The following is a 20,197-nucleotide window of genomic DNA, read 5'->3' as shown; positions in this document are numbered from 1 at the left end:
CTCCGGCTGTGTCAGGCGGTCGGGGCCCGAGGATCCTGGCCGGGAAGCAGGCGGCCGGGAGGGCGGGGCGGCTCAGGGTTCGATGAGCCCGGCCCGGATGGCGTACCGGGTGAGCTCCAGACGGTCGCGCAGGCCCAGCTTGTGCAGCAGGTTCGCCCGGTGCCGGTGGACCGTCTTGATGCTGATGAACAGGAGCTCGGCGATCTCCTTGGACGAGTGGCCCTCGGCGACGAGCTTGAGCACCTCCTCCTCACGGGGGGTGAGGACCTGCCCGGGAGGCTCCTCGCCGTGGCGGACCCGGTCGAGGTAGTTGCGGATCAGGGCGGTGACCGCGCCCGGGTACAGGAAGGGCTCGTCGCGCATGGCGGCGCGGCAGGCGGTGACCAGGTCGCGGTCGGCCACCGACTTCAGCACGTAGCCGCTCGCCCCGGCCTTCAGGGCCTGGAAGAAGTACTGCTCGTTGTCGTGCATCGTCAGGATCAGCACCCGCACGTCCGGCTTCAGCGCGTTGAGTTCGCGGGCGGCCTGAAGCCCCGTCATCCGGGGCATGGTGATGTCCAGGACGGCCAGGTCGACGTCCTGGCCGCGGGCCAGCGCGACCGCCTCGGCGCCGTCGCCGGCCTCCGCGACGACCTCCAGATCCGGCTCCCGGTCGAGGATCAGCCGCACCCCGCGCCGTACCAGCGCGTGGTCGTCGGCGAGGAGGATGCGGATCACGGGTGTGTCGGTGGTGGTCATGACTGCTTTCCGGGGACGGACGGGACGGGCACCGCGAGCCGGACCTGTGTCCCGGCCCTCGGTTCGGACGTGATGTCCAGCGCGGCCCCCACGAGCAGGGCCCGCTCGCGCATGCCGCGGATCCCCGCGCCCTCGCGCGCGAACCCCGTGCCGCGGCCGTCGTCGGTGACGGACAGGGTCACCGTGTCACCGGTGTGACGCAGACTCATCTCCAGCTCCCCTGCCCCGGCGTGCCGGGCCGCGTTCGTCAGGGCCTCCTGCGCGACCCGGTACAGCACCAGCTCGGTCTCCGGGTCCAGCGCGGGCAGGTCGGTGTCGAAACGGCGGGCCACCCGCAGCCCGGTGTGGGTGGCGAACTCCGTCGTCAGCGAGGTCAGCGCACTCACCAGACCGAGGTCCTCCAGGACGCCGGGGCGGAGCCGGCGCACCAGCCGGCGGACCTCGTCCAGGCTCTCCCGGGTGATCTCCTGCGCCTGCCGCAGCTCACCGCGCAGGGGCTCCCCGGCCTCGTCCGCCGCCCTCTTCAGCACCAGCAGGACGGCGGTCATGCTCTGGCCGACCTCGTCGTGCAGCTCCTGGGCGATACGGCGCCGTTCGCCCTCCTGCGCGAGCAGGGCCCGCGCGCTGCTGGCGGCGCGCTCGTGTTCGAGCCGCTCCAGCATGGCGTTGAAGCCGCTGATCAACTCGGCGGTCTCACCCCGCCCCTGCTCCGGCAGGCGCTGTCCAGGCCGCAGCAGGTCGACGGTGGACATCAGCCGGGTGAGCCGGCCCAGCGGGGCCAGCCCGATGCGCAGCAGCGCGGCGTTGGCGATCAGCATCACGGCCAGACCGCCCACCAGGATGACCGCCTCGGTCAGCAGCACCGGCACGGAGACGGTGACCGGCGCCCACAGCAGCAACGCGGTCGCCGTACCCAGGACCACGGCGTTGAGGGCGAAGATCCGCCAGAACAGGGACACCGCGACGACGCCTCTCTCCTTGTGACAGGGCTCTGTCCTCCCTTTCGGCCACCGCGCACCCCGAGCAGGGGCTACGGCCGTGGCCGCGGACCGGCCTGAGACCCAGCCTGCTCGCGGCCGGCCGTTCCGTCGATGGGTGCCAGTGCCCATTTCCACCGGTCGGGGCCGCGGCCGCCCCCGCGCGGGACGGTCCGTAAATGGGTATCGCGCCCGATGGGATTCCCGCGCGCGGTCGGCCACGGTGGGGGCATGACCCAGCCACCGTGATCCCGGCCCCCGCGTCCGCCGGGCCTGCCCCCGGCAGGCGTTCTCCGTATGCCCCGCCCCGTCACGAACACTTCGACGCCAGGACACGCCATGCCTCTCGACAGCACCCCGACCGATCACCGTCTCAAGCCCGCGACGGCCCACGAGACCCGTCAGCGGCTGGAGCACGAGCGCGCCACCCGGCTCACCCAGCTCCAAGCCCTCGCCGAGGCGGGGGAGGAAGCCGCGGAACACCTGATGACGGCGCAGAAGGAGACCCTGGAACGCGTCCTCAAGGAGATCGACGCCGCCTTCGCCCGCGTCGAGGACGGCAGCTACGGCACCTGCCAGGGCTGCGCCAAGCCGATCCCGGCCGAACGCCTGGAGATCCTGCCGTACGCGCCGTACTGCGTGCCCTGCCGGCGCACCACCGCCTGACGACACCCCCCGCCCGTCTCCGTCTCTCCCGCCCTGCCCGAAGGGGTGAAGTGGTGAACCAGATCACCGGTGACCGCAACGCGGCCCTGTCGGCCGAGGACCTCGCGGCGCTCCGCGAGAACCTGCACGAGCAGCTCCTGTTCCGCCGGGAGCAGCTGCAGCAGCTCACCGTCGCGGCCCTGCCGCGCGCCGAGGCGCTGCCCGACCGCCGGGCCGCGGGCCGTATCGAGGTGCGCGTCAAGCTCGCCGCCTCCGCGCGCATGGTCCTCGCCGATGTCGAGGCGGCCCTGGCCCGCATGGACGACGGCACCTACGGCACCTGCCGTCTGTGCCGCCGGACCATCGACCGCGACCGCCTGATGATCGTGCCCCAGGCCCGCTACTGCGCCCGGTGCCAGCAGGTCAAGGAGGCCCGGCGGTGACGGCGGCCGACCCCCACGCGGCCAGGGCCCGGCACCGGTCCTGGCCCCCGCGCTGCGCCGGCGTCGCCCTCGATCTGGGCAGCGCCCGCACCCGCGCCTGGCTGCCGGGCCACGGCCTGCTCTTCGACGTCCCCACGGTGACGTTCGGCGACGGCCCCCTGCACCCCATACGGCGCGGCGTCATCGTCGACACCCCCGGCACCGCCCGGATGCTCGACCGGCTGCTCGGCCACCGTCTGCCCCGGCTGGGCAGGCCCCTGGTCATCCTGGCGGCGCCGGTCCTCGGCGGCGTGAGCTTCCGCGCGCAGGCCCGCAGCGCGGCCGAGGCCCTGCGGCCGCGGAGCGTGCTGACGGTCCCGGCGGCCCGGGCCGTGGCCGAGGCGGCCGGCGCCGACCTGAGCCGGCCCCTGCTCGTGGCGGACATCGGCGCCCACGTCACCGACGTCGTCCTGCTCACCGACGGCACGGTGACCGACGCCCGCCGCACCACGGTGGGCACCGGCGACCTCGACCGGTCGGCGCCGCCCGCCCGTATCACCGAGGCGGTCATCGCCATGGTGACCGCCGTCCTGGAACAGGACGACACCCCGCAGGCGCTCGGCGCCCTGCGGCGCGGCATCCTCCTGGCCGGCGGCGGGGCACTGCGCCCCGACATCACCTACCGCCTGACGGAACAGCTGCACGCCCCCGTGAAGCCCGTGCCCGCCCCGCACACCGCCGCCGTACGCGGCGCCGCCGCCCTCCTGCAGGCCGTGCACGCCCACCCGTCGGCCGCACCGGGCCCCGGCGACTAGGCCCGTCACCCGCGCTAGGGGGAGCGACCCGCGAGGTCGTTCACGCGGCTGACGGGTGGCCGGCCGCGTCAACAAGGCCACGGGTCGTTCCACCCGAGGCTCCCCCCGCACACGTCCCGCCCGACCGCCCGGGCGGGACGACGTGCCTGAACGGCCCCCCGGTCGCTGTCCTTCGCCCACAGCCCCCCGGAATCCGGCCACGCGGAAGGAGACACCATGGCCCGCGCGATCCCCCCGGCACAGCCACCGCCGGACGACCCCGTTCCCGGGGAACCCCGCCACGTCCTGACCTGGCGATGGCGGCGCAACCCGCTGCGCCGCCCCGCCGACCTGGCGCAGGCGTGGATCGGCCTCGGCCTGTTCCTCGCCGTCCTGGCGGCCACACCCGCCGCCATGTTCCTGGCCGGCGACGCCGCTCATCGCCATTACCTGCACAAGGCCCGCCACCAGGCCGCCACCCGCCACGAGGCCGCCGCCGTCACCGAGCACGACGCCCCCCGTCACCTGGAACCGGGCAGTGACGAGGCCGGGAAGGCCCGCTATCCGGTCAGCGTCCGCTTCACCGACGACAGGGGCCGCACCCGCACCGCCGAGGCGAAGGTGCCTCCGTCCCTGCCCGCGGGCAGCACGATCCGGGTGTGGGTCGATGCCGAGGGCGAGGTCACCAAACCGCCGTTGACCCGGGATCAGGTCCGCGACAGCGCGCTCGGCTGTGCCGTCCTCGCCGCGCTCGCCGTGCCCGTCGCCGCGGCGATCGCCCACCGCTGGGCGGTCCGCCGGCTGGAGCTGCGCAACCTCGCCCGATGGGAGGAGGAGTGGGCCCGTACGGCCCCGCGCTGGACGGTGCGCTGACCCGACGTACCGGATCTTCATGTTCCGCTTGCCGGACCGACAGCGACCCGCAGTACCAGGTGCCCATCCAGGCACTCACCGCACCCGCCGAAATGACCGAAAGGTGTGCCGAACACCTTCTCATCCGGTCAACCTCCTCCGCGTCCGGGCGTATCGGGCCCGCTCGGGGGCACTCACGTCGCACGCCGACGGCACGTCGGAGGGTGTCGGCACCGTGAGGAGAAGGGGAGCACATGCGGAGCAGAGGGGCGAGGGCGTCGGCGATCGGTACGGCCGTCCTGCTGTGCAGCGTCGCACTGACGGCCTGCGGGGGCGACGGCGAACCGGAGGCCGGCAAGGCGGCGGCCAGCGAGAGCGCCGGCGGCCGGCAGCAGGGCACCCAGGCCGTGCGCGGCGCCTACGACAAGACCGCCGAAGCCGACACGGCGAAGATGACGGTGAAGGTCAAGGCCGCGGCCGGGGGGAAGACGGTCAGCTCCGACGGCGAGGGCGCCATCGACTTCGAGGACGGCGAGAGCACCATGACCGTCACCACCGAGGGCCGGTCCGTCGAGCAGCGCGTGGTCGACCAGGTGCTCTACCAGAAGGTGCCCGGGCAGAAGAAGGACGGCAAGGCCTGGATGAAGATCGACCTGCGGAAGGTCGCGGAGCAGCAGGGCGCCGACCCGGGACAGATCGGTGACCCGGCCCAGTCCGCCGCCTACGCCCGGGCGATCAGTGAGGACGACGTCCGCAAGGCCGGATCCGAGAAGATCAACGGTGTCGACACCGTCCGCTACGACGTCTCCGTCGACGTCTCCCGGCTGCCCGGCGGCGAGCGGCTGCGCGACCAGGTCGGTCCGACCCTGCCCATGCGGCTCTGGCTCGACGACGACGGCCGCATCCGGCGCCAGCAGATCGACATGACCGTCAAGACACCGGCCTCCGCCAAGCCCGGCGCGGGCGGGTCGTCCCAGCAGGTCGAGGTCAGCACGGTGACGGAGTACACCGACTTCGGCACCGACGTCGGGGCCGAGGCCCCGCCGGCCGGCCAGGTGGCCGACGTGACCGACCAGGTGGCGCGCCAGGGGCAGAAGCAGAGCTGACCCGCCGGGCCCGGCCCCACCAGGCCGGGCCCACGGCTTTTTCCGCTCCTCGCGAGGTGGGGCGTTCCGGTTCCCGGGCATCCGGAGACGGACAGCCGCACACCGAGGGAGCGTCGAACGAACATGGGTACCGCCGTCCGCGTGCCACAGACCCGCGACATGATCGGGGACGAGCTCTCCGGCGACGAGGCGTTCACCGCCCTGCGTCACTACGGAGGATGGCGGCTGCTGACCGACTCCTTCGCACGGTTCCGCTACGCCGACGGATTCAGCAACGCCCGCGCCCTCGCCTTCCAGGTCGTGCTCGGCCTGGTCCCGTGCACCGTGGCCCTCGTCGGGCTCGCCACCTCCGTGCACACCGAGGGAGTCGGGAACGTCATCGAGCGCACCCTCGGCCGGATCGTGCCGGGCGCCAGTGCCGACGTCGTCGCCGACGCCTTCGACAGCACCCGTCGCACCGCGCACGGCGACGTGTGGAGCACCCTCGCCCTGTGGCTCGGCCTGGGCTTCGCGCTGCTCAACCTGGCCTCGGCCATGGCCCAGATCGAGCGCGGCGCCAACCGCATCTACGGCATCGAGCGCGACCGGCCCTTCCCCCGCAAGTACGCCCGCGCGATGGTGCTCGCCCTCGCCGCCGGACTGCCCCTGGGTCTGGGCTTCGTCGCCCTCGTCGCGGGTGAGGCCGTCGGCGACGCCGTGGCGGCGTCCGCCGGCCGGGACGGTGGCCCGCAGTGGTGGGGCGTGCTCGACGTCCCCGTCGGGCTGCTCCTCGCCTGGGTGGCCTCCGCCGTGATCTTCCGCTGGTGCCCGCGCCGGGTGCAACCCGGCTACACCTGGCTCGCGTTCGGTTCGGCCGTGCACCTCGTGCTGTGGGTGGCGGCCACCTGGCTGCTCGGCCTGTACGTGGAGGGGAGCGGTGCCTTCGGCGCCGTGTACGGCCCGCTCACCGCGTTCGTCGCCCTGCTGCTCTGGGCCAACCTGACGGCCGTCGCCCTGTTCCTGGGCATCGCCTTCGCGGCCCAGCTGGAGGCGGCCCGCGCCGGGATCGCCGCCGCCGTCCGGCCCGACCCCGGAGCGGGCGGGTGACCCCCGGCGGTTGGTGACCCCTCCGGGCCCGCGGAGAAGACCCTCCGGGCCCGCGCAGGTGACCCTCCGGGCCCGCGGGGGAGGGCTCGCCGTCAGCCGCGGGCCGCGGCCGTCACCGTCGCGGGGTCCACGCCCGTCAGTTCGACGATCCGGTGTGGGGCGACACCGGCGGCCAGGGCCCGCCCGATCAGGCCGTCCCGGTCGTCCGCGCGGTCGCGCCAGGCCAGGAGCTCCTCCTCGACACGGGCCAGCGGCTCCGGGGCCGACGTGTGCCGGACGCGGCTCAGCTCCTCGTCGCCGAGCGGGACGGGCAGGCGCTCGGCGCCCTCGGGGATGGCCGCGGTCTCCTCCGGTGGAAGGAGCCGCAGCCTCGGGTCGGTCGCCGTGACGCGCTGGGCGTCCAGCCAGGCGCGCACCGCCGGGGTGTCCATACAGGCGAGATCACCCACGGCGGCCGGGGCCACGCCGGGCGGCGCGGAGGCGTCGGCGTCGTCAAGCAGGAACAGGTAGGCGTCCTCGGTCATCCTGGATCCTTCTCCACAGGGCAGATGGGGTGGGCCTGGTCGACCTCCGCCTACCCCGCCGGAGCGGCATTACCGCCCCGGTCCCCGTTCCTCCGACCCGGAGAGCCGCCCGGCGTCCGGCCGATGTGTGCTACGGTTGTGGAGTTGCAGTTGTGGTACCCATGAACCTATGTGCGCCTGACGGGAATGTTCATCCATCAGGCGCATTATTCGTTTTTACCGGCTTCTCCGGATGGGGCCTCTGCCTATCAGAAGGAGAACGTCATGGCACAGGGAACCGTGAAGTGGTTCAACTCCGAAAAGGGTTTCGGATTCATCGAGCAGGACGGCGGCGGCCCTGACGTCTTCGCCCACTACTCGAACATCGCGACGCAGGGCTTCCGTGAGCTCCAGGAGGGCCAGCGGGTCTCCTTCGACGTCACGCAGGGCCAGAAGGGCCCGCAGGCGGAGAACATCGTCCCCGCCTGATCGCCGGACGTATTCCGCTCACCGGGGTCCGCATCCTTGTGATGCGGACCCCGGTTTGTGCTGTTTCCAGGAAGGCAGAGAGAGAACCGCATGGCCCGCAGACCCCAGAAGTCGAATCGACGCGCTACGGCACCCGCCTCGCCCACGCCGTCGCACAGGGAATTCCGGTTGCCGGAAAGCACGACGCCCGCACTTCCCGCCGTCGAGGACTTCGCCGGTCTGGACATGCCCGAAGCGCTGCTGAAGACCCTCGCCGCCCAGGGCGTGACCACCCCCTTCCCCATCCAGGCCGCCACGCTGCCGAACTCCCTCGCGGGGCGCGACCTGCTGGGCCGGGGCCGTACCGGCTCCGGCAAGACGCTCGCCTTCGGACTGGCCCTGCTGGCCCGCACCGCCGGGCTGCGCGCTCAGCCCAAGGCGCCCCTCGCCCTGGTGCTGGTCCCGACGCGTGAGCTCGCGCAGCAGGTGACGGACGCGCTGATGCCGTACGCGACCTCCGTGAACCTGCGCCTGACCACCGTCGTCGGCGGGCTGTCGATCACCAAGCAGGCCGGTGCGCTGCGGCGCGGGGCCGAGGTCCTGGTGGCCACCCCCGGCCGGCTCAACGACCTCGTGGAGCGCGGCGACTGCGTCCTCGACCAGGTGCGCATCACGGTGCTGGACGAGGCCGACCAGATGACCGACATGGGCTTCCTGCCGCAGATCACCAAGCTGATCCAGCAGGTGCGGCCCGACGGCCAGCGGCTGCTGTTCTCGGCCACCCTGGACGCGAACATCGACCGTCTCGTGCAGCGGTTCCTCACCGACCCCGTGGTGCACTCCGTGGACCCGTCCGCCGGAGCGGTGAGCACCATGGAGCACCACGTGCTCCACCTCCTCGACGAGACCGACAAGAAGGCCGTCACCACCCGCATCGCCGCCCGTGACGGCCGGGTCATCCTCTTCCTGGACACCAAGAGGTCCGCCGACCGGCTCGCCAAGCGGCTGCTGGCGGTCGGCGTCCGCGCCGCCGCACTGCACGGGGGCCGCTCCCAGCCGCAGCGCAACCGCACCCTCGAGCAGTTCAAGAACGGCGACGTCACCGCGCTGGTGGCGACCAACGTCGCGGCACGCGGCATACACGTCGATGACCTCGACCTCGTCGTGAACGTCGACCCGCCGACCGACCACAAGGACTACCTGCACCGGGGCGGCCGCACGGCCCGCGCCGGCGGCTCCGGCAGCGTCGTCACGCTCGTCCTGCCCGAGCAGAAGCGGGACGTCACCCGGCTCATGTCGGAGGCGGGCATCCGTCCGCGGACGTCCCGGATCACGTCGAGCGACACCGTGCTGACCACGATCACCGGTGCCCGCGAGCCGTCCGGTGTGGCCGTCACGATCACGGTGCCGGAGCAGCCGCAGCCGGCGGCGTCCCGCCCGGCCCGCAAGACCGGCACCGCCAAGCCGTCCTCGCGCGGGGGCCGGCGGCGCCGAGGCGAGGGCGCCGCCAAGGCGGCACCCGAGGCAGGCGCCCGGAAGACCGGCGGCGGCTCCCCCCGCCGCTCCGGGGCCGGCGCAGCGGGTTCCACGGGCGGCGCCTCCACCGGTGGATCGCGCCGCGGGGCTCCGCGCCGGTCCACGGCCGGCGGGGGAGCGGCGGACCGTCGCGGCGGCGGGCGTAGCGCGTAGACCCCAGCTCACGCACGGACGAGGTCCGGCCCACCGCAGACCGTGGGGGGCCGGCCCTCGTCCGTGCGGGGCGCCGTCACGCCGCGTGCGCGCGGTGCGTGGACGGCTTAGCCGCCGGACGGGCGGAAGCGTCCGCCGCGCCGCCCCGGATCAGCCGCAGATGACGGCGTCCGTCCCGCGCGTGCCGCGCGCGCCGCGCCGCGCCCGGCGCCGCCGCCAGCCAGTCCTCGACACGGCTCATCACCAGCAGCAGCAACCCGAGAGCGGGCAGCAGCAGGATGGCGGTGACGATCACGACGGGTCCCTTCCTCGACTCCACTGCCGGGCCGGGTGCCCTTCCCCCAGGCCGACGCGCCCGGAGAGGCGTGGAGGTGCCGTGAAGGTCCGCGTCGTCCCCTCGGCACCTTCGGCTTTGGCGCACATTCGGTTGTCGTGAACGGGACTTTCGGGGTACTCGCCCGCTCAGCGGACGGCGCCCCGGCGCCTTCTTGCCACAAACCGAGAGACGGGAGGTGATCGCCATGGCGTCGGACACTGAGACGCACCCCCTCACCGACCACCGGACGACGGGGTCGGAGCCGGTCGGGGAACTGGTGCAGCGCGCCTCGCAGCAGCTGACGGAGCTGGTGCGGGCCGAACTGCACCTGGCGCAGGCGGAGATGAAGGAGAAGGGCAAGCGGTACGGCAAGGGAGGCGGGCTCTTCGGCGGCGCGGGCGTGGTCGGGTTCCTGATGCTCCAGGCGCTCGTGGCCACGGCGATCGCGGCGCTGGCGGTACCGCTGCCGGTGTGGGCGGCGGCCCTCATCGTGACGGCGGTGCTCGGCGTGATCGCCGCCGTGATGGCGCTGACCGGCAAGAAGCAGGTGGCGCGGGCGGCTCCGCCCAAGCCTCAGCAGACGATCGAGAATGTCAAGGCCGACGTGGCCGAGATCAAGGAGAGTGCGCACCGATGACTCAGGCCCCCCACGACAAGCCCACCGCCGAGACCCCCGAGGAACTGCGCGCGCAGGTGGAGAACACCCGCCACCAGCTCGGCAGCACGGTGGAGGCCCTGGCGGCCAAGGCCGACGTCAAGACCCGGGCCCAGGAGAAGGCCGCCGAGGTGAAGGTCCAGGCGGCCGAGCGGGTCGGCGCCCTCAAGGAGCAGGCCGCCCACAAGGCCGAAGAGGTGAAGGCCAAGGCGTCCGACGCGACGGCGCGCGTGCAGGCCAAGGTGCCGGACCAGGTCAAGGACACGATGGAACACGCCGGGCAGCTGTGGCAGGAGAAGGCGCCCCGGCCCGTCCAGGACAAGGCCGCCCAGGGCGCGCGGCTGGCCCGGGAGCACCGTGGCCTGCTGACGGCCGCGGCAGCGGTCGGCGTCTGCGTGTGGCTGGTGCGCCGGCGCAAGGGCTGACGCATGGAGGCCGGCGCGCGGCCGTCCGGGACCGACGCCGTCGTACGGCGCCGGGCCCCCGGCAGCGGCGCCGGCTTTTGTCCGTCACGGCCTGCCGTCGCGCGGTGCGGGCTGCCGGCGTGACGGCAGCAGCGCGAGATGTTCCTCCCGGACCAGGCCGAAACGCAGGGCGAGCGAGGCCAGCCGGGTCCGCTTGGCCCCTGTACGCCCGTCGCCGCCACCGGCCTCGCCGCCCAGACGCAGCTTCGCCCGGGCCAGGTAGTCGATGTGGTAGTTCACGGCGGAGCGGGTCAGGCCGCCGCAGCCGTCCAGGGGGCGCAGCCGCCGGGCGATGTCACCGGCACCCGGGGGTGTGCCGTCCGGCACCCCACGCAGCCGTGGCTCGCACAGGGCGACCAGGACCAGGAAGTACTTGGCGGTGACGTCGAGCGCGAAAGGGTGCGCGGTCCGCTCGTCCGCGCCCGGTGCGTCCCGCCCGTCCAGGTAGGCGTGCTGCGGGGCGAACACCGTGAACCCAGTGCTGCCGTCCAGGGCGGGCAGGACCACCCGGGAGAACTCGAAGGGCACCGGCGCGCCGAGCCGTCCCGGCGCCACGGTCAGATACTCCCCGCCGTTCTCCATGTTCTCCACCACGTACGCGGTGCCGGGGCTGAAGTTCGACAGCCGCCAGTAGTCCCCGGCGGCCTCCAGCCGCCCCGCCCGCCGTGACACCCCCGGATCGCGCAGGGCGACGAAGTGGCCGGCCCGGCCCCCGGGCCGGTCGTGCCCGAACTCGGCCGTGTCTCCCGGCCCCAGGTGCAGCAGATCCGGCGCGCCCGTGCCGGTGGCGCCCGGCCGCGACGGACCGGACGGCTGGACGATGATCGTCTCCAAACCCGTGTCTCCCCCGAGATGACCGCCGGGCCACGCGGACGGCCCGGCGTGACAGGTGTGCGGACGTCGCGGGGGGCCGTGCCGGCGGATGGTCGGTCCGCTCCCGCCCGGTGCGACACCGAGAGCATCACCGCTCCCGCCGGGGCGCCGCAACCACCCGTACCGGACACGTCACCCTGGAACCGTCCCGCCCCTTCCGACGTGCGGCGACGCGGCAGCCTGGGATGCCGCCGGCCCGGCAACCACCGCATGCGCTCCGATCGCCGGGGGAGCCGGGCGGCCGCACCCCCCGTAGATTGGTACTGACGGCGATCACGCTCGACGGCTGCGGAGAGCGCGCATGACGGCGGACATCGAATTCACGGCCTTCTTCGACGCCACACCGAGTCCGTACCTCGTGCTGGACACGGACCTGGTGATCCGTTACGTCAACCCGGCCTTTCTGAGGATCACCGGCCGCACCCCTGACGAACTGGTCGGCAAACCCTTCTTCGACGCCCTGCCGGAGAACCCCGGCGCCCCCGCCGAACACGCCGAACACGCCCTCAGGGACTCCCTGACGCGTGTCCTGAACAGCGGGATAGCGGAGACCCTGGTGCTCCAGCGCTACGACATCCCCGCCCGCGACTCCTCGGGCGGCTTCGAGGAACGCTGGTGGTCCGAGATCCACACCCCGATCGCCGGACCGGACGGCGCGGTGCGGTGGATCGTCCAGCGCGCCGACGACGTCACCGGGTTCGTCCGCTCCCAGCGCGCGCAGGAGCCGGCCGGCGCATCGACCGATCTGGAGAAGGGCATGGCCGCCGAGCTGTACGTCCGCGCCCGCGAGGTGCACCGGCTGAACCAGGAGCTGCGCCAGGCCCACGCCCGGGAACGCCAGATCGCCGTGGCGTTCCAGGAAGCCATGCTCTCGGCCCCCGACCTGGACAGGCACCACGACAACATCGCCGTGCGCTATCTGCCCGCGGCCTCCTCGCTCAACGTGTGCGGCGACTGGTACGACGTCGTCGACCTTCCGCCCGACCGCTACGCCGCCGCGGTCGGGGACGTCGTGGGCCACGGCCTGCACGCCGCCGCCGTCATGGGCATGCTCCGCAGCGCCCTGAGCGCGGTGATCCGGGCCATCCCCAGCCCGGCCCAGGCCCTCGAGGTGCTCGGCCTGTACGCCCGCTCCATGGACGGCGCCACGGCGGCGACCGCGGTCAAGGTCCTCGTCGACACCCGCAGCCGGCTGATCATCTACAGCAACGCGGGGCATCCGCCGCCTGTCCTGCTCCACACCGACGGCTCGTTCGAGCTGCTGGACAAGGCGACCGACCCGCCTCTGGGCACCCGTGAGCACCATGTGCCCCGTCCCCAGGCCGGGGTTACCTACCATCCGGGCGACACCCTCGTGCTCTACACCGACGGCCTCATCGAGCGGCGCGGGGAGGACATCGACGTCGGCCTGGCCCGGCTGACCACCGCCCTCGCCCAGGACGGCGCCCTCTTGCCCGAGGGGCTGGCCGACGCGCTGCTCGCCCGGCTCGACGTGGCGGGCGGCTCCTCCGACGACATCGCGCTGATCGTCGTCCGCCTCTGAGGCCCCCGGCCCGCCCGGTGGGACTGGGGCGGGCCGCCATCGGCACGAGGCCGGAGCCGGGCCGTCGAGCGGGTGAGGAGGGCGCTTTCGTGCCGTGCGGCTTGCGTCTGGCGGACAACCCCCGTCGGCCAGGGCGGGATCGAGGAGGCGGAGGACCTGTACGCCCCGCTGTGCGCCCGGGCGGGTCCGGCGGCCCGGCGAGGAGGGCGCGCAGGTCGTGTCACCCCCGCCCGAGCAGGTCGCCGCCACGGCGGCCCGGCTGTCGTGAGGGCACGCCACGGCGGGTCAGCACACCTCAGCGAGGGGCCAGTTGGAGGGCCGGCCGGTCAGTCTGTCCGCCCCAGCGAGACCACGACCGCGCTCTGCGAGCCCCCCGGTGTGCGGTAGTGCACCGTGTCGCCGGGCTCGTGGCCCAGCAGCGCCCGGCCGAGTGGGCTGTCGACGGTGACCAGCGAGCCGTCGGAGCCCACGGTCGTCTCCCCGACCTGGAACGTCTCCTGCGAGCCGTCGGCGAACCGCACGGTGACCGTGCTGCCCACGCCCACCCGGTCGTCCCGCGGCGGGTCCGCCGTCCCGGTGGTGTCCAGCCGCGCCGTGAGGTCCGTGATCCTGGCGTCGATCCGGCGCAGGTCGTTGGCGCGCTGCAACTCGTCGGCCGCGTCGGCGAGGTCGCCGACCGAGGAGTCCGAGTCCCTCAGGGTCGAGGCGACGGTGTCGCGCTCCGTGCGCAGCCGTGACAGTTCCTGCTCCAGGGCCTGGCGAGCGGTGCTGCTGATCGGCGCGGGTTGGCTGGTCATGCCTGCTCCTGGGGCCGGAGGCGATGTGTCCCCATTTTAGACACTTCGCCGGATCCTGACCCGTCCGAGCCGGCCCCGCCGGAGCCCGCGCCGACAGGACAGCTTCCGCCCGTCAGGCGCCCAGCGCCGCGAGGACCACGGACTTGGCCTCCTCCTGGACACGCCGCAGATGGTCCGGGCCCTGGAAGGACTCGGCATAGATCTTGTAGACGTCCTCGGTGCCCGACGGGCGGGCCGCGAACCAGGCGCTGTCGGTGGCGACCTTGATGCCGCCGAGGGGCGCCCCGTTGCCCGGGGCCTCGGTGAGCACCGCGGTGACCGGCTCGCCGGCGAGGGTGTCGGCGGTGACCTGGCGCGGCGACAACTTGGCGAGCAGCGCCTTCTCCTCGCGGGTGGCGGGCGCGTCGATCCGCGCGTAGGCGGGGGAGCCGAAGCGGTCGGTGAGCCCCGCGTAGTGCTCGGACGGCGTCCGGCCGGTGACGGCCGTGATCTCGGAGGCGAGCAGCGCCAGGATGATGCCGTCCTTGTCGGTGGTCCACACCGAACCGTCCCGGCGCAGGAAGGACGCGCCCGCCGACTCCTCGCCGCCGAAGCCGAGCGAGCCGTCGGACAGGCCGTCGACGAACCACTTGAAACCGACCGGCACCTCGACGAGTTCGCGGCCGACGTCCGCCGCCACCCGGTCGATCATGCCGGACGACACCAGGGTCTTGCCGATCCCCGCGGCCGCCGGCCACTGCTCCCGGTGCGAGAAGAGATACGAAATCGCCACGGCCAGATAGTGGTTGGGGTTCATCAGACCCCCGTCCGGGGTGACGATGCCGTGCCGGTCGGCGTCGGCGTCGTTGCCGGTGGCGATGTCGAACCGGTCGCGCCGTTCGATGAGCGAGGCCATCGCGTACGGCGAGGAGCAGTCCATGCGGATCTTGCCGTCCCAGTCCAGCGTCATGAAGCGCCAGGTGGGATCGGTGAGCGGGTTGACCACCGTCAGGTCGAGCCGGTGCTCCTCGGCGATACGGCCCCAGTAGGCGACGGACGCGCCACCGAGCGGGTCGGCGCCGATGCGCACCCCGGCCGACCGGATCGCGTCCAGGTCCAGCACCTCGGGCAGGTCGGCGACGTACGCGCCGAGGAAGTCGTGACGGCCGGTGCCGGGGGCGGTCAGGGCACGGCTGTAGGGGATGCGCCGTACGTCCTTCAGACCGCCCGCGATGATCTCGTTGGCGCGGTCCTGGATCCAGCGGGTCGCCTCGGAACCGGCCGGGCCGCCGCTGGGCGGGTTGTACTTGAAACCGCCGTCGGCGGGCGGGTTGTGCGAGGGCGTGACCACCACACCGTCCGCGAGCGCGGACGTACGGTTCCGGTTGTACGTGAGGATGGCGTGCGACACCGCCGGGGTCGGCGTGTACCCGTCGTTCTGGTCGATCAGGACGGTCACGTCGTTGGCGGCGAAGACCTCCAGCGCCGTGACCCGGGCCGGCTCCGACAGGGCGTGGGTGTCGGCGCCCAGGTACAGGGGACCGTCGGTGCCCTGCGCGGCCCGGTATTCGCAGATGGCCTGGCTGGTCGCGGCGATGTGGTCGTCGTTGAAGGCCGCCGCGAGGGACGAGCCGCGGTGCCCGGACGTGCCGAACGCCACCCGCTGCCCGGGCTCGGCCGGGTCGGGGCGCAGGGCGTAGTAGGCCGTCACCAGACGGGCCACATCGATCAGGTCCTCGGGTCCCGCGACCTGCCCCGCACGCGCGTCCTGCATATCCCGCTCCTTACGCACACGTCGTCCGTTGGGTACGCCCCCATTGTCCCCCGCCCGTCGCGGGGGGACGCGCACCGGGCACCCGTTGTGGCGTGTACCCGGCCGGTGCGACCATGCACTCCGGCGAGGAAGGGGACACCTGCGTGAGCCACGACGACCGACGGCCGCCCGCGGCCGTGCTCTTCGACGCGCTGGGCGCCGGCTACGAGAAGGCGTTCGCGCACGCCCCCGCGCACCTGGCCGCGCTGGAGTGGCTGACCGGACAGCTGCCGCCGGACGGCGGGCGGGTCCTCGACGTGGGCAGCGGCACCGGACGGCCCACGGCGGCGGTGCTCGTGGCCGCGGGCCACTCGGTGCTCGGCGTCGACGTCTCCCCGGTCATGGTGGATCTGGCCACCCGTCAGGTGCCCGGCGCGGAGTTCCGCTGCGCCGACATCCGCGACGTCCCGCTGGACGACGGCTCCTTCGACGGGGTGTGCGTGTTCTTCTCACTGCTCCAGATGTCCCGCGCCGACCAGGCGGCGCTGGTACGGCGGCTGGCCTCGGCACTGAAGCCCGGCGGGCACCTGATGCTGGCCACGGTGCCCGCCGACGTGGAGGACGTCGAGGTGGTCTTCATGGGCCGGGCGATCCGTGCGACCAGTTTCCCGGAGGAAGGAGTGCTCGCCCTGGTCCGGGACGCGGGGCTGGCGGTGCTGTCCACAGAGAGCGCGCTCTTCACCCCCGACCACCCGGACGCCGGCCCGGAGCCCCACCTCTTCCTGCGCTGCCGCCGCGACGCCGCCTAGGTCCGCGTCCCCGGGCCGGTGCGAAGTGATCTTGGCTGATATACGCTGCCCCCATTCGAACAATTCGGCGAAATCCTCGCGTTGGGGATTCGCCCGGCCCGGGGGGGCTTTCCCATGACGACGCAGTCGCGCGTGGTGCTCGGCATCGCGCTCACCCCTGTACTCACTCTGGCGGCCGTGACGCCGGCCACCGCTCAGCCCGCGGCGGCCGGCACCGGCTCCGCCACCACCGTCACCGTCGACCGACGCGCACCCGGCCCCTGGGGCACCCGGACCCAGCTCGCCCCGAACCCCACGCCCGGCTCGGCCTCCGGTGGTCTGAACGCCCTGGTATCGGCCGGGAACGGCACCCTGGTCGCCCTCACCGGTGACGGGCTCTCCCGGTCCACCCGCGTCCGGCCCGCCGGCAGTACCCGCTGGCTCGCACCGCAGACATGGGGTGACGCCGGCGCCTACAACACCGAGCTGCTCGCGCTCGGCGACGGCTCGGTGCGCCTGGTCTGGCGGGCCGAGCGCGCCGACGACCACCACGACCACTGGCTCAGCATGGCCACCCTCGCCCCCGGCGCCACCGCCTTCTCCGCGCCCGAGTACATCGCCCCGGTCCCCGAGAAGGGCTACCACCACCTCGCCGCCGACCCCGACGGCCGCCTGATCGCCGTATGGACAGAATCCGGCGTGGTGAAGGCCGCCGAGAGGACGGGCCCGCAGGCCGCGTGGACCGCACCGGCCGACCTCAACCCGCAGCCGCCGTCCGGCAGCCGGGACATCGCCGCCCTGGACCTGGCGGTCGACAGGAACGGCACCGCCCTGCTGGTCTGGCAGTGGCAGAACGGAAAGGGCGTCGTCGCCCTGGAGAAGTCCCGTGGCGAGACCGCCTGGAAGACGGTCACGAGCTTTCCCGTCCCGGGCGTCGACCTGGCACGCCCGAAGGTGTTCGCCCGCCCCCAGGGCGGCTTCGACGTCTTCTACGACGACCAGGCGCACCTCGCGTACACGCGCCGCACCGCCGGTTCCACGACGTGGAGCGCCCCGCGCACCGCGGCCGCCACCGGCAGCACGTCCGGGATGACCGCCCCCGTCCACCTGCCGAACGGCGACCTCTTCGTCGCGGGCGCCCCCGGCTACGCCACCGGCCCCTGGTACGCGCTGCGTTCGGCCTCCACCGGCACCTGGCAGCCCTTCACCCAGACGTTCTCCACGCACAAGAAGGTGCGCTCGGTCTCCGCCGCCGCCACCTCGGGCGGCACCGTCACGGTGACGTGGCGGGAGGGCTACTCCGGCGCGGAGTACACGATGGCCGCCGCCTTCAAGGGCGGTACCTGGTCCGCCGCGCACCGGCTCAGCGCCACCGGCGACGGGTTCGCGGGCGCGCCGTGGGTCGCCGCCGACGCGCAGGGACGGCCGGTCGCCGTGTGGGACGAGTACAAGCCGTCCGCCACCGGCGCCACCGTCCTGGCCGGCGTCCAGCAGGCCACCACCACCGCCCGCGCGCTGCCCATGTGGCGTGACTACACGGACGACGGCAGGGCCGACCTCTTCGGCCGCAGCAGCGCCGGGGTCAGGGTGTACGCCGGTGGCGCCGCCGAGCTCACCGCCGGCGAGCGGGCGAGCGGCTGGCCGTCCGGCACGCTCGTCCTGCCCTACGGCGACCTGGACGGCGACGGCTGCGACGACGTGTTCACCCGCGGCCCCGACGGCGAGGCCCGGATCCGCGTCACGGTCTGCGGCGGACAGCCCGACCAGCAGACGTACGGCGTGAAGATCTCCTCGGACTGGAGCGGTTACGACACCGTCCTGTCACCCGGCGACCTCACCGGCGACGGGCGCCCCGACCTGCTCACCCGGTCCGCCGCCAGCGGGAAGCTCTACGTCTACGCGAACAACGGCGCGGGTGGATTCAAGGCCCGCGCGCTCGCCGGCTCGGGCTTCGGGACGTACACGAGGCTCGTCGCCGCCGGGGACCTCGACCGCGACGGGCGCGGCGACCTGCTGGCGATCGACGCGTCCAACGAGCTCTGGCGCCTCAGGGGGACCGGCAGCGGCACCTTCACGCCGCGGGCGCTCGTCTTCAAGGACTGGGGCACGTCCTACAAGGACGTCGTCGGCGGCCTCGATCTGTCCGGCGACGGCCTGGCCGACCTGATCTCGCTCGACCATCAGGGCCGCGCCTGGCTCAACAAGGGCGACGGACACGGTGGCTTCGCCGCCCGGACGCAGGCGGGCAGGAGCACGAACTGGTCCGGTATCCGCATCTCCTGACAGGGCGTCGGCGGGCCGGGTCGGCGGCAGACGTCGCCCACCCGGCTCGCACCGCCCGGGTCAGCCGATCCGGGTTCCCGCTCCGCTCACCCGGACCCGCGGGTCACCCGCGCGCAGCGTCACCGTCAACTCGCCCGGACGGCCCATGTCCTGGCCCTGGAAGAGGGTCAGGACGGCGTCCTCCGGGACCAGCCCGAGCTCTCGGGCGTAGGCGCCGAACGCGGCCGCGGCGGCGCCGGTCGCCGCATCCTCGACGACCCCGCCGACCGGGAAGGGGTCCCGCACGTGGAAGACGATGGGGGACTCACGCCACACCAACTGGACCGTGGTGAGGTCGAGTCGGTGCATCAGGGCTTCCAGACGCGCGAAGTCGTACGACAGATCGGCGAGGCGTGCGCGGGTCGCGGCCGCGAGGACGAGATGACGGGCGCCGGCGAAGGCGATCCGGGGCGGGAAGGCCGGGTCGAGATCGGCGGCCGGCCAGTCGAGCGCGGCCAGCGCCTCCTCGAGATCCGCGGCCGCGACCTCCTCCAGGTGCGGCTCCACACTGGTGAGAGTGGCCCGGACGGTCCCGCCGTCGTCCGCCACCTCCACCGGCACGACACCGGCGGGCGTGCTGAACACGAGCTCCCCGGTCCCGATCCGTTCGGACAGGGCGATCGCCGCCGCGACGGTCGCGTGCCCGCAGAACGGCACCTCCGCCTTGGGACTGAAGTAACGGATGGTGTACGCCCGCCCCGCCGGGCCCCCGCTGTCCGCGGGAGGCGCCGTGAGAAAGGCGGACTCCGAGTACCCGAGGTCCGCGGCGATCGCCAGCATGTCGCCGTCGTCGAGGCCGGTCGCGTCCAGGACCACACCGGCGCGGTTGCCCCCGTCGGGGGAGGTGGAGAAGGCGGTGTACCGGAGCACCTCGGGCTGCGCGTTCGTCGTCATGCTCGGGGAACCCGCCCGGGTCCAAGGTCATTCCCCGCCCGCACCGTTGGCCGAAAAAGGGATGAGCTCGCGCACGCCCGTTGTTAGGGTGCCTCCCGTGTCGACGATCAAGAAGGTCCAGGTCACATTCGACTGCGCCGATCCGGAGCGCCTCGCCCGCTTCTGGTGCGAGGTGCTCGGGTACGAGGTGCCGTCGCCCCCGGGCGGATTCGCCACCTGGGACGCCTACCACGCCGCCCAGCCGGAGGAGGAGCGCGGCGCCTGGTTCGCCTGCCAGGACCCCTCCGGGGTGGGACCGCGGCTGTACTTCCAGCGCGTTCCCGAGGGCAAGGTCGTCAAGAACCGGGTGCACCTCGACGTGCGGGTCGGCACCGGCCTCCGGGGCGAGGAACGCCTCGCCGCGCTCGAGGCCGAGTGCGCGCGCCTCCTCCCGCTGGGCGCGGTCCGCGAGCGTCTGCTGTACGACGAGGACGACGCGTGCATCGTGATGCAGGACATCGAGGGCAACGAGTTCTGCCTGGACTGAGCGCCCG

General features: G+C 73.5%; 22 protein-coding genes. 14 read left to right on the top strand and 8 right to left on the bottom strand.

Annotated elements, in window-relative coordinates; all coding sequences use genetic code 11:
- Positions 1–72 precede the first annotated feature (72 nt).
- Together ABZ899_RS23420 and ABZ899_RS23415 are read right to left on the bottom strand one after the other, a co-directional pair.
- Positions 73–738: a response regulator transcription factor gene (locus tag ABZ899_RS23420; RefSeq protein WP_108710141.1), complete on the bottom strand. Its 666-nt coding sequence runs from the start codon at positions 736–738 to the stop codon at positions 73–75.
- Entirely contained in the window at positions 735–1,697 is a 963-nt protein-coding gene (locus tag ABZ899_RS23415) for a sensor histidine kinase (RefSeq protein WP_361349400.1), read from the bottom strand. Before ABZ899_RS23415 ends, ABZ899_RS23420 begins: the two co-directional genes overlap by 4 nt.
- Before the next feature lie 357 nt (positions 1,698–2,054).
- Here ABZ899_RS23415 and ABZ899_RS23410 point away from each other — a divergent pair, with 357 nt between their 5' ends.
- From ABZ899_RS23410 to ABZ899_RS23385, 6 genes are all read left to right on the top strand, one after another.
- Positions 2,055–2,381, top strand: a complete 327-nt coding sequence (locus ABZ899_RS23410; RefSeq protein ID WP_361349398.1) for a TraR/DksA C4-type zinc finger protein — start codon at positions 2,055–2,057, stop codon at positions 2,379–2,381.
- A gap of 50 nt (positions 2,382–2,431) precedes the next feature.
- The gene (locus ABZ899_RS23405; protein WP_361349395.1) at positions 2,432–2,803 is read left to right on the top strand and encodes a TraR/DksA C4-type zinc finger protein; all 372 of its coding nucleotides are present in this window, start codon (positions 2,432–2,434) and stop codon (positions 2,801–2,803) included.
- Positions 2,800–3,597, top strand: coding sequence for a rod shape-determining protein (locus ABZ899_RS23400; protein WP_361349392.1), 798 nt, complete (start codon positions 2,800–2,802; stop codon positions 3,595–3,597). Before ABZ899_RS23405 ends, ABZ899_RS23400 begins: the two co-directional genes overlap by 4 nt.
- Positions 3,598–3,813: 216 nt before the next feature.
- Positions 3,814–4,449, top strand: a complete 636-nt coding sequence (locus ABZ899_RS23395; protein WP_361349389.1) for a hypothetical protein — start codon at positions 3,814–3,816, stop codon at positions 4,447–4,449.
- A 233-nt stretch (positions 4,450–4,682) separates the two neighbouring features.
- Positions 4,683–5,534, top strand: a complete 852-nt coding sequence (locus ABZ899_RS23390; protein ID WP_361349386.1) for a hypothetical protein — start codon at positions 4,683–4,685, stop codon at positions 5,532–5,534.
- Between the two features lie 123 nt (positions 5,535–5,657).
- Positions 5,658–6,620 (top strand): YihY/virulence factor BrkB family protein, encoded by a 963-nt coding sequence (locus ABZ899_RS23385; protein ID WP_361349384.1) that lies wholly within the window; start codon positions 5,658–5,660, stop codon positions 6,618–6,620.
- 92 nt (positions 6,621–6,712) lie between these two features.
- On the opposite strand, the gene ABZ899_RS23380 is transcribed toward ABZ899_RS23385, so the two are convergent.
- Positions 6,713–7,144: a DUF6003 family protein gene (locus ABZ899_RS23380; protein ID WP_361349381.1), complete on the bottom strand. Its 432-nt coding sequence runs from the start codon at positions 7,142–7,144 to the stop codon at positions 6,713–6,715.
- 264 nt (positions 7,145–7,408) lie between these two features.
- Here ABZ899_RS23380 and ABZ899_RS23375 point away from each other — a divergent pair, with 264 nt between their 5' ends.
- Together ABZ899_RS23375 and ABZ899_RS23370 are read left to right on the top strand one after the other, a co-directional pair.
- Entirely contained in the window at positions 7,409–7,612 is a 204-nt protein-coding gene (locus tag ABZ899_RS23375) for a cold-shock protein (protein ID WP_007502648.1), read from the top strand.
- Positions 7,613–7,702: 90 nt separating this feature from the next.
- Positions 7,703–9,280 (top strand): DEAD/DEAH box helicase, encoded by a 1,578-nt coding sequence (locus ABZ899_RS23370; protein WP_361349379.1) that lies wholly within the window; start codon positions 7,703–7,705, stop codon positions 9,278–9,280.
- A 76-nt stretch (positions 9,281–9,356) separates the two neighbouring features.
- On the opposite strand, the gene ABZ899_RS23365 is transcribed toward ABZ899_RS23370, so the two are convergent.
- Positions 9,357–9,575: a hypothetical protein gene (locus ABZ899_RS23365; RefSeq protein WP_361349376.1), complete on the bottom strand. Its 219-nt coding sequence runs from the start codon at positions 9,573–9,575 to the stop codon at positions 9,357–9,359.
- Between the two features lie 226 nt (positions 9,576–9,801).
- On the opposite strand from ABZ899_RS23365, the gene ABZ899_RS23360 reads away from it, so the two are divergent.
- A complete protein-coding gene (locus ABZ899_RS23360) occupies positions 9,802–10,233 on the top strand; it encodes a phage holin family protein (RefSeq protein ID WP_361349375.1) in 432 nt (143 codons plus the stop codon).
- Positions 10,230–10,676: a DUF3618 domain-containing protein gene (locus tag ABZ899_RS23355; RefSeq protein ID WP_361349372.1), complete on the top strand. Its 447-nt coding sequence runs from the start codon at positions 10,230–10,232 to the stop codon at positions 10,674–10,676. The genes ABZ899_RS23360 and ABZ899_RS23355 overlap by 4 nt, the downstream gene beginning before the upstream one ends.
- Before the next feature lie 84 nt (positions 10,677–10,760).
- Here ABZ899_RS23355 and ABZ899_RS23350 read toward each other — a convergent pair whose 3' ends face one another.
- On the bottom strand, positions 10,761–11,549 hold the full coding sequence (locus ABZ899_RS23350; RefSeq protein WP_361349369.1) for a serine/threonine protein kinase: 789 nt from the start codon (positions 11,547–11,549) through the stop codon (positions 10,761–10,763).
- Between the two features lie 340 nt (positions 11,550–11,889).
- Here ABZ899_RS23350 and ABZ899_RS23345 point away from each other — a divergent pair, with 340 nt between their 5' ends.
- Positions 11,890–13,131, top strand: coding sequence for a SpoIIE family protein phosphatase (locus ABZ899_RS23345; RefSeq protein WP_361349366.1), 1,242 nt, complete (start codon positions 11,890–11,892; stop codon positions 13,129–13,131).
- 326 nt (positions 13,132–13,457) lie between these two features.
- Here ABZ899_RS23345 and ABZ899_RS23340 read toward each other — a convergent pair whose 3' ends face one another.
- Entirely contained in the window at positions 13,458–13,928 is a 471-nt protein-coding gene (locus ABZ899_RS23340) for a GreA/GreB family elongation factor (RefSeq protein WP_361349363.1), read from the bottom strand.
- A gap of 112 nt (positions 13,929–14,040) precedes the next feature.
- Complete coding sequence (gene pgm, locus ABZ899_RS23335) at positions 14,041–15,681, bottom strand: phosphoglucomutase (alpha-D-glucose-1,6-bisphosphate-dependent) (protein WP_361349360.1); 1,641 nt, start codon at positions 15,679–15,681, stop codon at positions 14,041–14,043.
- Between the two features lie 113 nt (positions 15,682–15,794).
- On the opposite strand from pgm, the gene ABZ899_RS23330 reads away from it, so the two are divergent.
- Positions 15,795–16,469 (top strand): class I SAM-dependent methyltransferase, encoded by a 675-nt coding sequence (locus tag ABZ899_RS23330; protein ID WP_361349358.1) that lies wholly within the window; start codon positions 15,795–15,797, stop codon positions 16,467–16,469.
- A 114-nt stretch (positions 16,470–16,583) separates the two neighbouring features.
- Positions 16,584–18,731 carry a VCBS repeat-containing protein gene (locus ABZ899_RS23325; protein ID WP_361349355.1) on the top strand — a complete coding sequence of 716 codons (2,148 nt, stop codon included), beginning with the start codon at positions 16,584–16,586 and terminating at the stop codon, positions 18,729–18,731.
- Positions 18,732–18,791: 60 nt separating this feature from the next.
- Here the strand turns inward: ABZ899_RS23325 and ABZ899_RS23320 are convergent, their stop codons facing one another.
- Entirely contained in the window at positions 18,792–19,664 is an 873-nt protein-coding gene (locus ABZ899_RS23320) for a PhzF family phenazine biosynthesis isomerase (protein WP_361349352.1), read from the bottom strand.
- 97 nt (positions 19,665–19,761) lie between these two features.
- Here ABZ899_RS23320 and ABZ899_RS23315 point away from each other — a divergent pair, with 97 nt between their 5' ends.
- Complete coding sequence (locus tag ABZ899_RS23315; protein WP_361349349.1) at positions 19,762–20,190, top strand: VOC family protein; 429 nt, start codon at positions 19,762–19,764, stop codon at positions 20,188–20,190.
- The last annotated feature ends 7 nt before the right edge of the window (positions 20,191–20,197 follow it).

It is taken from the genome of Streptomyces sp. NPDC046859 (genome assembly GCF_040645135.1).
Classification (GTDB): Bacteria; Actinomycetota; Actinomycetes; order Streptomycetales; family Streptomycetaceae; genus Streptomyces.
This window is presented reverse-complemented; position numbering and strand designations above follow the sequence as displayed.